The sequence below is a fragment of the Pedobacter frigidisoli genome (assembly GCF_032678525.1).
GTDB lineage: Bacteria > Bacteroidota > Bacteroidia > Sphingobacteriales > Sphingobacteriaceae > Pedobacter > Pedobacter frigidisoli_A.
Genome location: NZ_JAVTSE010000007.1, coordinates 175,561 through 189,132, shown reverse-complemented (window position 1 = coordinate 189,132; position 13,572 = coordinate 175,561). Strand labels below are relative to the sequence as shown.

1 protein-coding gene is annotated in these 13,572 nt (G+C 45.7%); it reads right to left on the bottom strand.

The window, feature by feature from the left end:
• Window positions 1-13: 13 nt before the first annotated feature.
• Window positions 14-13,489, bottom strand: coding sequence for a putative Ig domain-containing protein (locus R2Q80_RS18605; protein ID WP_316801046.1), 13,476 nt, complete (start codon window positions 13,487-13,489; stop codon window positions 14-16).
• Between the last annotated feature and the right edge of the window lie 83 nt (window positions 13,490-13,572).

The following is a 13,572-nucleotide window of genomic DNA, read 5'->3' as shown; positions in this document are numbered from 1 at the left end:
TCAACGCTTTCCATTATCTAATTAGGGTTACTGTTCCTTTTCTCATTGTTGTTGTACCATCTTTAAAGGTGACATCAACGATGTATACATATACTCCGATGGGCTGATTCACACCTTTGAAAGTTCCGTCCCATCCGGCATTCATATTATCCGTTTGGTAAATTAACTGACCCCATTGCGTGTAAATCGTCATTTTTGCACTGGCTATGGTGGTACCGTAGATCATGAACGTATCATTCTTGCCATCGTTATTTGGCGTAAATGCGTTCGGGATATACACTTCATTTCCAAATGGATTAGTCGCTTTACCGGTAACCGCAGCAGATGTGCTGGTTTGACAATCAAGCTGTCCTTTCACCCTTACGATGATTGTTGCACTTTGATCAGGTTTTAAACCAAGTACCGTGTACGAAGTTCCTGTGGCACCATTTGTTGGGCTAATCCAGGTGAGGCCATTATCAAGTGATACCTCGTAAGCGGTGGCACCATTTACCGCAGGCCATGCAAATACAATACTGTTGGCCGTAGTGGTTTGTACTGAAACAACTGGTTTATCAAGCACCGGAAGTACAGTAACGGTTACTGCTGTTCTGGTTGGACTCGCACAGCCGCCTACTGCAATACTTTCTACATAATAAGTAGTAGTTGCCGTTAAAGCTGGCGTGGTAAAGGTTGTACCTTCGGCCAGAATGCTACCTCCTGAACTTGCTGCATACCACCTGTAAACAAGGCCTGTTATTGGGTTATTTACCGTTAACACGGTAGAACTGCCCGAACAAAGTGTACCATTTGCTGCCGTTACCGAAGCAGGTGCTACCGGAACCGGTAAGGCTACTACATTAACAGGTGTTCTGTTGGCTGATGTACATGATCCGTTAGTACCTTCTACATAGTAGGTAATGTTTGCAGTGATAGCAGGAGTGGTAAAGTTTACGCCTGTACCTGCAATGGTTCCACCGGTTGCCGTAGTGTACCAGTTATAGGTTACTCCGGTTTGCGGATTTGTTACCGTTAATATAGCAGGACTTCCGGTACAAACATTTACAGTTGTAGAGGCAACCGTTGGCACCGTTGGTTTAACATTCACCGTTACGGTTACTTTTACTCTGCCGCCGCTGTTGTTACAGCCACCCGCTCCTGTTGCAATTACATAAAAATCTGTATTTGCAGTTAAAGCACCCGTGGTATAGCTGGTTCCGGTAAATAATAAGTTACCGCCTGTAGCTGCACTGTACCATTCGTAAGTTACGCCCGTTTGTGCGTTGCTTATGGTTAAAGTGGTAGCATCGCCTGCACAAATGTTGGTACCATTAGTGGCTACTACCGGGTTATTCGGAGCAGCATTTACGGTAATGGTTACCACGCGTGCTGTGGCCGGTGTATTCTCACATTTGTTAGTTCCTTTAACAGTTACATAATAGGTAGTTGTGGTTGATAATGCAGGGGTTGTAAATACTGCGCCCGTGAAAACCGGCGTAGTTAAGGCTGCATTGCTGTACCAGGTAAATACCGGACTGTTTACCGTTGTAGATGATGCTGTTAATACTGCTGTAGAGTTGGTACAAATAGTGGTTGAACCGCTCACTGCAATATCACTGGCAACAGCTACCGGATTAACGGTAATAGTTATTGCTTTTGCATTTGCTGCTGTATTCTCGCATTTATCAGCGCCCTTAACCGTAACATAATAAGTTGTGGTGGTGGTTAAGTTAGGCGTGGTAAATATAGGTCCGGTGAAAGCCACACTGGTTAACGAAGCATCATTGTACCAGGTGAATACCGGACTGGTTACTGTTGTTGAACTTGCAGTGATTACCGCCGTACCCGATCCGCAGATGGTAGCAGGGGCCGACAATGTAATGTCTGACTGAACTGCGCCTGCATTTACATTTACGGTTACTACTTTAGCTGTTGCCGCAGAGTTTTCACATCTGTTGGCACCTTTTACAGTCAGGTAATATTTCGTCGTGGTGTTTAACGCTGGTGTAATGAACGTTGGACCTACGAAGGCTACCGTGGTTAAAGCAGCGTCAGCGTACCACGTAAACACCGGACTGGTTACTGTTGTTGAACTTGCTGTCAGGGTTGCGGTGCTGCCTGCACAAATCGTTGCATCCGCTGCAGTAATGTCTGCCGCAGTTGAAACCGGATTTACGGTCAGGCTTACCACCCTTGCAGTTGCAGCTGAATTTTCGCACTTGTTGCTTCCTTTTACAGTTACATAGTAGGTGGTATTGGCAGTTAATACCGGCGTGGTAAACACTGCGCCTGTAAATACCGCAGTAGTTAAGGCTGCATCACTATACCAGGTAAATACCGGACTGGTAACTGTGGTAGATGAAGCAGTTAATACTGCGCTTGAACCCGCACATACTGCAGTCGATCCACTTACCGTAATATCTGTTGCCACTGCAACAGGATTAACGGTTACCGTTACCGCTTTTGCATCAGCAGCTGCGTTTTCACATTTGTTTGCACCTTTAACCGTCACATAATAAGTAGTGGTAGTGGTTAAGTTAGGCGTGGTAAATATCGGTCCGGTGAAGGCAACACTGGTTAGTGATGCATCATTGTACCAGGTAAATACCGGGCTGGTTACAGTAGTAGAACTTGCGTTAATTACTGCTGTTCCTGATCCGCAGATCGTAGCCGGTGATGATAAGATAATATCGGCCTGTACCGCAGCTGTATTTACATTTACCGTAACAACCTTAGCTGTAATGGCTGAATTTTCACATTTATTATCGCCTTTAACCGTTACATAATAACTAGTGGTGCTGGTTAAAGCAGGCGTAATGAACGTTGGACCTACAAATGCAACTGTTGTTAATGCTGCATTGCTGTACCAGGTAAAAGTTGGGTTAGTTACTGTTGTTGTGCTGGCAGCAAGTGTTGCTGTTGATCCTGCACAAATCGTAGCATCAGCGGCAGTGATATCAGCAGCGGTTGAAACCGGACTTACTGTTATCGTCACTACCCTTGCAGTGCCTGGTGCATTTTCACATTTGTTATCGCCTTTAACCGTTACATAATAGGTGGTTGTGCTGGTTAATGCAGGCGTAGTGAAGCTTGCACCAATAAAGCTGATATTGGTTAATGCCGCATCGCTGTACCAGGTAAATACCGCATTGGTAACAGTTGGCGATGTAGCAGTTAATACTGCAGATGAACCTGCGCAAGCCGTTGTTCCGCCGTTTACAATAATATCGGTAGTGACTGCCAGCGGGTTAACTGTAACAGTTACCATCTTCGCAGTAGCTGCACTGCTTTCGCATTTATTGCTGCCTCTAACCGTTACGTAGTAGTTAGTAGTGGTGGTTAAACCGGCAACAGTAAACGTTGGACCAGTGAAAACCGGAACGGTTAATGAAGCATCGCTGTACCAGGTAAAAACAGGCTGGGTAACAGTAGTACTTGATGCCATCAGCAACACAGTAGATCCTGAACAGATCTGGGCATTGCTTACTGCAATATCGGTAGCTACTGCAACCGGGTTAACAGTTACCGTTACTACTTTGGCAGTAGCCGGTGTATTTTCACACTTATTATCGCCTTTTACAGTTACATAGTAAGTGGTGTTAGCGGTTAAAGCTGGTGTGGTAAAGTTTGGTCCGGTAAAGGCAACAGTTGTTAGTGCTGCATTGCTATACCAGGTAAATACCGGATTAACCACTGTTGTACTTCCTGCAGACAGTGCTGCTGTAGAACCTGTACAAACTGATGTTGGTCCGCTCACGGTAATGTCAGCATCTGTTGCAATCGGATTAACCGTAATGGTAATGGCTTTCGCGGTTGCTGCTGTGTTTTCACATTTATTGTTTCCGCTTACGGTTACATAATAGGTAGTTGTAGCGGTTAAGTTCGGTGTAACGAACACCGGACCGGTGAATACTTTAGTCGATAAATCGGCTGTGCTGTACCAGTTGAATATCGGAGCAGTTACTGTTGTGCTGCTTGCGGTTAAACTTACAGTCGCGCCGCCGCACACAGTACTACTACCTGTCACGCTGATATCAGCAGCCACAGCTACCGGATTTACCGTAACAATGATTTCTTTGGCATTACCAGGAGTGTTTGCACATTTATTTGTTCCGCTTACGGTTACATAATAACGTGTTGTTGCAGTAATAGCTGGTGTATTGAACACTGCGCCTACAAAAGCAACCTGTGTTAAAGCGGCGTCGGTGTACCAGGTAAATACCAGACTGGTTACCGTGGTGCTGCTCGCAGTTAATGTGGTAGTTCCCGAAGCACACAATGTTGTTCCACCAGTTAACGTAATATCAGATGCTAAAGCCGCTGGATTTACCGTAATGGAAACTTTTGTGCGTGTTGGGTTTGAACAGCTACTGCCGCTCACCGCCTCAACGTAGTAATCATATACGCCAGGTACCAATGATGCAGAAGTAGTAAAACTGCTGTTATTGTTTACCAGCATATTTCCACCGGTAGCTGCATCATACCAGTTATAAGTAACACCCGCAACAGCCTGAACACTTAATGTTGCCGGCGAACCTACGCAGGTAGTGGCCGGATTTGTTGTGCTCGCAATCGGCGTTGCCGGTGGTGGTAGAATCGTTACAATTACTGGAGTTGCAGGGCTCTCACAACCATTTGCTGTAGCAGTTACGTTGAAGGTATAAGTTCCGGCAGCCAATGTTGGACTGGTGGTATAATCAATACCATCTGCCTGATAGTTGGTTCCCAGATACCATTTATAAGTAATTCCTGCCTGAGGATTTGATACACTTAAGGTTGCTGAAGATCCCTGACAAGCACTTGCTGTAGCAGCCGCTACAGTTGGTTTGGTAATAGTCCTTTGTGCGTAATCGAAGTTAACCGAAGTCAGGGCACCTAAAATGCCTGAGCTTAGTCTTAACTCTACACCGTCAAACCTGCTTGTCGGAATATAGGTTAAGATGGCAGAATTTCCACCACTTAATAAGTTCAATGTGATTAACGGATTAGAAATTGAAGTGACATCATTATTGCTCGCATTACCCTGGAAGGTGGTTACCGTAAGATTCTGTAATAGCGCAACTGATAACAACTGAGCTGGTACAGTAACTTTTACCCTTAAGGTATCACCCACATTTGATAATCCAGGGAAGCCAACCTGATGATAAACGGAAGCACCAAGAGCACCTACCGGAATAACCAGACTAGATCCTGTGTTAACATCATTGTCAACTGCGAAAGTTGGATTAATTACGCCGGCAAGTAGCGCAACTCCACTCACGCCGCTGGCAACGGTAGTAGTAGCTGAACCGCATGGTGTAGTCACCGGTGGCTGGCTGATTACAGTAACCGTTACTGATGCGCGGCTGGTAGCAGTACATCCGCCAGCAACGCTAGCCTCTACGTAGTAAGTTTTTGTTGCTGTTAATTGTGGTGTTACAAATGTTTCACCAGTAAATACCGGCACACCACCGTTGGCCTGTTCGTACCAGGTAATGGTGGCACCTGCAGTGCTGGAAGTCGCTTTTAGTACCGCTACTGAATTGGAGGTGATTGTAATAGACGGAGGGGTAATTACCGGAATATCAATTGTTCCTAAAGTAATGGTAGCCTCTGTTCTGGCCGATGCAGTTCCGCAGGCATTAACCGCTGCTACAAAATAACTTCTGTTAGCAGTAATCAATGGGGTTGTAAAACTGTCGCCGGTAAACAATACAGTTGTTGAGATTGCATCATCATACCAGTTGTAAGTCATTCCTGCTACAGGATTTTGTACTTGTAGAGTAACCGATGTGTTAGGACAGGTATTTACCGCAGCATTTAAAAGCGTTGGTGCTACCGGTGCCGGACTGGTGGTTACGTTCACCACGGTTTTATAACTCACACATCCGGAAGCAGAAACTGCCGCCACAAAGAATCTGGTATCGCCGGTTAATGTTGGAGTGGTAAATACGATACCATCCTTTCCGGTTTGATAAGCACCGCTTGCATCATACCACCTGTAGGTTAAACCTGCTGATGGGTTGCTCACACTAAGCTGTGCCGTAGAGCCAACACACGACGTAACATTTGAAGCCGTTACAGTTGGCGCTACAAGTACACGCTGAGCATAATTTACATCTATAGAAGTTAATGCGCCTAATACGCCTGAGTTCAACCTAACCTCTACCCCATCGAAAACACTCGTTGGAACAAAAGTTACCAGTGCCTGGGTGTTGCCACTCAGTAACTGAATATTTAAAGTATTGTTATTTAATAGTCGCGAATCGCCATTGCTGTTGGTACCCACGTATGTAGTTACCGAAGCATTGCCTAATAATGCCAGCGACAATAGCTTGCCTGGAGTTGAAACCAGTACACGAACAGTATCGCCCACAGTTGAAAGTGAACCAAAGCCTAAACGCTGATAAACTGATGCCCCTAAAGCACCTACCGGCATTAATAAAGATGAGGCTGTTTGGGTGTCATTATCAATTGCTGATGTTGGATTAAATACACCCGCAAGTAAAGCCACTCCGGTTACTCCACCTGTTTGTGTAGTTGCAGCTTCACAAGGAACAGGATTTGGAGATCCGTTTCCATCAACCGTGATGGTAATCTGAACACGGCTGGCTGAAGCACAACCATTTGTTGAAACTGCTTCAACGTAGTACGTTGTAGTGGCAGTCAATGGCGGTGTTACATAAGTAGTACCGGTATAAATCGGGGTTGTTGAAGTTGCCGAGGTGTACCAGTTTAATGTATTGCTTGCATCAGCAGCACTTGCTGTAATAATTGCAGACTGACCAGGACTTACTGTCGAGGTGTTGGCACTTACAGCAGGTAGCGCCGGACGAGGGTTAACGGTAACCGCAGCAACCGCACGGGCTGCACTTGTACAATTTCCCTGTGCAGCTTCAACATAGTAAGAGGTGTTGGCTAAAAGTGCAGGAGTAATAAATACCGGTCCAGTGTAAACCAAAGTACCGGCTGTTGCCGCATCATACCATCTGTAGGTTACTGCTGCATCAGGATTCTGAACAGATAAGGTTGCAGTAGATCCCGCACAAACATTAACGATTGTAGCCAGTACTGGTGTTGGCAACGCAGGCGTTACCGTTACAGTTACGGGTACTCTGGTGGTATTGGCACAAGTACCTTTACTCACTGCTATATAATAAGTTGTTGTGGCTGTTAAAGCTGGAGTAGTGAATGTTTCACCTGTAGCCAGTTGTGTACCACCAGTAGCGGCATCAAACCAGGCAAGAGTAGTTCCGCCGTTTGCAGTTGCAGTTAAAGTAGCGGTACTGCCCGAACAAACGGTTTGGTTACCCGCAGTTACCGTTGGATTTGGATAAACCGTTGTTGCTCCGTAAATATCCAGGCTGGTAAGTGCGGTAAGTACACCACCAAAATTAACCTGCACCCGGTCAAAAGCGCCGCCCCCTAAAATAGTTGCAGCAAAACGGTTGCCTGATAGTAGCTGAAGGTTCAATAAAGATGAATTCAACTGAACGGTTCTGACAACAGTAGTTCCATTCAGTACATTTAAGGTTACATTGCTTAATAAGCCAACGTCAGCCAGGCCACCTGGCAACGCCAGTTCTAAGCGGATGCTATCGGTAGCTGCGCCTGGAGTGGTGAAAATAAGTTGTTGATATCCTGTAGATGCAACACCAACAGCCAGCGTAATTCTGGTAAAGTTTGTGGCATCTGCATCTGTAGAATTACCTGCACCTGCAATATTGCACAATAAGCAGATTCCGGTGATACCTGAATTCTGACTGCTCGCTGCGTTACATGCTGTACCACCGCCACCGTTAATTACAGTAACTGTAACCGGAACACGTGTAGCGCTAGGGCAACCTGATGCGTTGGTGGTTTCAACATAATAAGTGGTAGTAGTTGATAGTGCCGGAGTAGTAAATGAACCGCCTGTTGCAAGTGGGGTTCCTCCTGTCGCCGCTGCATACCAGGAAATGGTGTTTCCTGCATCGGCCGTAGCGACTAATGTGGTGCTTTGCCCTGCATTGATTACCTGACTGTTGGTAGTCACCGTAGCTGGATTAGCAGCAGGGTTTACAGAAACCGTAACCGCTGTTCTTGAACTTACAGCAGTTCCCGAAACGGCTTCAACATAATATACCGTCTGTGCTGTTACAGCTGGCGTAACAAAAACGCCGGTATTGTTGGTTACCAAAGGTGTGCTTCCTGTAGAAGCGTACCAGTTATAAGTAACACCCGCTTGTAAGTTGCTTACGCTCAAGGTAGCCGGGCTGCCTGAACATACTGTCGCCGCAGCTACAACTGGTGCATTAACCGTAACGGTTAGTGCATAGGCTGTAGTTGCTTTATTTCCGTTCGCATCTGTTGCGGTTAACGAAATGGTATAGGTTCCACCTAAAGTTGGCGTACCGGTAATTTCTCTGGTGGCAGTATTGAAACTTAATCCCGGAGGTAAACCCGTAGCCAGATAGGTATACGGAGCGGTACCACCAGTAACTGCAGGTAGTGTTTGAGTTGGATAAGAAGTACCTACCACACCATTAGGTAATGTAGCGCCAGGTAAAGAAAGTACCCCTAAAACCCTTAAGCCATAGTTGTTACTTGCCGTTTTACCCTGACTATCAGTTACCGTTAAACCAATGGAGTAATTACCTGCCTGAGTTGGTGTACCTGTGATTTCTCTGGTTGCAGCATTGAAGGCTAATCCTGGAGGCAGGTTTGAAGCCACATAAGTGAAAGGACCAACACCACCTACTGCCGAAGGCAAAGTTTGTGTGGCATATACGTTACCTTCTATACCATCAGGTAAAGTGGCGTTAGGTAAACTTAAAGGATCAGCTACCGAAATGGTGTAGTTGTTAGCGGCAGTTCTGCCTTTACTATCGGTAACTGTAACGGCAACGGTATAAGTGCCTGCCTGAGTTGGCGTACCGGTAATTTCGCGGGTTGTTGGATTGAAAGTCAATCCCGGAGGCAAACCTGTTGCTGTATAAGTATAAGGAATAGTTCCACCCGTTGCCGAAGGAATAATCTGTGTAGTATAAACAGTTCCTGTTGTTCCGTTCGCTAGGGTTGCTGGTGGCAACGCCAAAGGATCAACAACGCTTAAAGTATAGTTAGATGTAATGGTGTTACCATTTGCATCAGTTACTGTAACCGGTATAGTATAATTGCCAACCTGTGTTGGTGTGCCGGTAATTTCTCTTGTATTTGGATTAAAAACCAATCCCGGAGGAAGACCCGTTGCGGTATAAGTGTATGGACCTGTTCCACCTGTAGCGGCAGGAATACCGTTGGTGGTATAGGCTGTGCCGGTGATACCGTCGGGAAGTGCACGCGGAGCCAAAGCCAGAGCTGGTGTTACAGTCAGCGTAAATGTCGCGTTAACCGAACAGTTTTTAGTATCCGTTACTACAACGTCGAAAGTAGGATTGCCGGTTGCAGTTGGGGTACCGCTTACCAAGCCGGTGGTTGATAAGGTTAGTCCTGCTGGTAAAGTACTACCTGCGGCAAGCGCATAGGTATAACCTGGTGTACCACCTGTTGCTACAGGAAGCTGTACACTATATGGAGAGGCAATTGTCGCATTTTTTAAGGTGCTGCCGGCAAATACAATCGCTGGATTTACCGTAACGATCACCGGAATTCTGGTTGGATTCGGACAGCCGTTTTTGCTAACCTCAAGATAGAAGGTAGTAGTTGCGGTTAATGCAGGTGTAGTAAAGGTTGATCCTGCTGTTCCCGTTCCGCCGGTTGGAGTTGTAAACCAGGTCAACACAGTATTTTCAGCCGGAGTGGCTGAGAAAGTAGCGGTGCTGCCATTACAAATGCTTTGTGCACCTGTAATGATGGTTGGGTTTGGATAAATGATTCTCGCGCCATAGATGTCAAGACTGCTTAATGCAGAAACAACTGCGGCAAAGCTCACCTGAACACGGTCGTAAACACCACCAGCTGCAACAGTAGCGGTAAAGCGGTTACCACCCAGCAGGCTTAAGTTTAACAAGCCCGAGTTAATAGTTACTGTTCTCACTACCGTAGTACCATTCAATATGGTTACGGTAATATTATTCAGTACGCCAACATCAGCTAAACCACCTGGTAAGCCAAGATCTAGTTGAATGCTGTCTGACGCTACACGTGCAAGTGATTGCGGGAAGATTAATTGTTGATAACCTGTTGCACCCACGCCTACCGCTAAGGAAATGCGGGTAAAGTTAGCGGCATCAGCATCAGTTGAATTACCTGCGCCTGCTATGTTACATAATAAGCAGATTCCATTAATTCCTGAATTCTGACTCGCAGCAGCGTTACATGATGCGCCACCTCCATTGTTGATAACCGTAACAGTTACTGGTACACGGGTTGCACTGGCGCACCCTGCAGCACTATTGGTTTGAACATAATAGGTGGTAGTGGCCGTTAAGGCCGGAGTAGTAAAAGTATTGGTAGTTGAAAGTGCGGTACCTCCGGTTGGAGTGGCGTACCAGCTGATGGTATTACCGGCATCGGCTGTAGCAGCCAATGTAGTAGTTTGACCACTATTGATCACCTGATTGGCTGTAGTAATGGTTGCTAAGGTTGCAGGTGGGTTAACTGAAACGTTAACCTGGGTTCTGCTGCTCACTGCAGTTCCGGAAACAGCCTCAACATAAAACACCGTAGACGAAGTAACAATTGGTGTGGTATAGGTGCCATTGTTTCCTGTAACCAATGGGGTACTGCCTGTTGAAGCATACCAGTTATAGGTTACCCCTGCTTGCGTATTGCTTACCGTTAATGTAGCTGCACTACCCGAGCAAACTGTTGCAGAGGCTACAACCGGCGCATTTACAGTAACGTTAAGTGCGTAAGTAGTAGTTGCTTTATTGTTGTTGGTATCTGTTGCTGTAAGAGAAATGGTATAAGGGCCACCAGTAGTTGGGGTACCTGAAATTTCTCTCGTTGTCGGATTAAACGTTAAGCCTGGAGGCAGACCAGTTGCGGTATAAGTAAATGAACCTGTACCGCCTGAAGCTGCCGGAAGCGTTTGTGGCAGGTAAGAAGTACCCACAACACCATTCGGCAAAGTTCTGGTTGGTAAACTCACTGTACCTACAACGCGTACGGCATAGCTGTTAGTTGCGGTTTTACCCTGACTATCGGTAACCGTTACGCCTATCGAATAATTTCCTGCCTCTGTAGGGGTACCCGAAAGTGTTCTTGAATTCGGGTCAAATGTTAAACCAGCAGGAACAGATGTGGCCACATAAGTATAAGGACCAACACCACCTGTTGCTGCAGGAAGCGTTTGTGTTGCATAAACCACACCTACATTTCCATCAGGTAAAGTAGCTGATGGAAGCAATAACGGATCGGTCACTACAATGGTATAGTTTGTAGTAATGGTTTTTACATCGCCATCCGTTACCGTTACTGGAACTGTATAGGTACCTGAAGCTGTAGGCGTTCCGGCGATTGCTCTTGTCGTAGGGTTAAATGTTAATCCCGGAGGCAAGCCAGTAGCCGTGTAAGTATAGGGTGTTGAGCCACCGGTGGCCGATGGAATAATCTGGGTAGTATAAACTGTCCCGGTTGTACCATTAGCAAGTGTTGCAGCAGGCAATACCAAAGGATCGGTAATTTTTACGGTATAATTTGAGGTAACCGAATTGCCGTTGGCATCTGTCACCGTTACAGGAATGGTGTAGTTTCCGGGAACAGTTGGTGTTCCGGTGATTTCCCTGGTAGTCGGATCAAATGTTAATCCCGGAGGCAGGTTGGTTGCCGTGTAGGTATATGGACCAGTACCCCCTGTTGCGGAAGGAATGATCTGTGTCGGATAAACTGTTCCGGTTACGCCATCAGGCAAATTACCGGGAGTTAATACTAATGCGCTAGTCACCACTAAAGTGTAGCTCGCTGTAGCTGTACAGTTTTTGGTGTCAGTTGCGGTGATGGAAAAAGTATAGGTTCCCGCAACTGTCGGTGTTCCTGAAATGATACCCGATGTAGAGAGTGTTAATCCTGCAGGAAGGGAGCTTCCTGAAGCCAGGGTATAGGTATAACCTGCGGTACCACCGGTAGCTACGGTAATCTGTTTCGAATATCCGAATCCCGGGGTTGCATTGGCAAGTGTTGTAGTATTGAAAACAATTGCGGGATTTACGGTAACGGTTACCGGAACCCTAACGGATTCATTTGTACATCCGATTTTGCGTGATGCAACATAATAGGTTTTATTTGCGGTTAAAGCCGGTGTGGTGAACGTTCCATTATAAGCAGTAGCGGCTAAAGCCGTTCCGTCTTCAGCTACATCATACCATACCAATTGGTTGGTAGAAGCAGTGGTCGCTGTTAAAGCTGCCGTAGAATTGAAGCAAACATTAATAGCATTGGATGCTGGCGCTACAAATGTTGGAAATGCCGGACTTCTGGTTACGCCATAGATGTCGAGGTATTGCGTTAAGTTTGCACTTACAATATTGTTTAATTTGATGGTTACCCGATCGAAAGCCACCCCTGGGGCTATTGGAACCGTAGCCACCTGATTGTTATTGAAAAGGCCCAGTAAATCAAGGCCAATGATATTTGCGCCTGTTGTACGGTAAACTTCCTGATTGTTATTATAGGCAATAATGTCAACAGCACTCAGCAAATTGAGGTTCAACAATGCAGGCGACGTTTTAAACCTGATATTAATGTTATCTGTTGTAGCAGATAAATTTGGAAAGTAAATATTTACACTTTTAGAAGCTGCAACACCTAGTACGCCTGTGCTGAGTCGGTAAAAGTTTGTTCTGTCATCGTCAATAATGTTCTGAAACTCAAAATTCTGGGATCCTGACAGGCCCAGTGCATCGAGTGAAATTCCTTCTTCATCAAAATTGGCAAATACATTGGCATCGCAATTATCGTTTCCGGAAATGTTAAAAGCATAATATACGTTTGTTTTACCTGTAGTAGATAATGCGACGGCAGTGGTCAGATCAGTGATTACGATTCTATCATAGGTTACCGTTGGCGTTAAAGCCACGTAGGTAAAACCATTCTTGTCTTTAACAATTTTGATATTGGAGTTATTATTAAATCCTGCCAGCGTACTCCCACTAAGCACAGTGGTACCTGATGAATTTTGCGCCGCTATATCGATTCGATGATCGCCGATGACTAGTCCGCCAATAACATTGGCAAGCGTACCGCCAAGCGTTCCCCCCAATAAGGCGTTTAGTGCTGAAGCATCGAAATCTATACGAACATACGTAGTACGATTTGCCGGAATGTTACCAGGGAACTGCAGCACAATGCCGGAAGAGTATGCCCCTAACCCTAACAACGCACCTCCATACGAATTCAGCGTAGCAAAATTGCCATCGCTGGTACTGATTGCATTATTGATGTTATCAATATGCGTCGCACTTCCCGCAGTTGGAGTTACAACAGTCGCAAAATTTTTAGTTTGCGCATACGATTGTGATTGAAAGAGCGTTAATAGAATGATGATTGCAAGCGCAAAGGCTTTGCAATGTATCCCAGTTAAGGAACGTTTGGTAAAGGTTTTCATCATGTCAGGCGTAATTTAGGATGACTTACTAGGTAGTTTGTGCGTATCTGGCCAAGCCTTATTCGCGCATTATATAATTATGACAA

Coding starts and splice junctions, on each gene's coding strand:
- R2Q80_RS18605 (WP_316801046.1), bottom strand. CDS start 13,489: ATGATGAAAACCTTTACCAAACGTTCCTTAACTGGGATACATTGCAAA.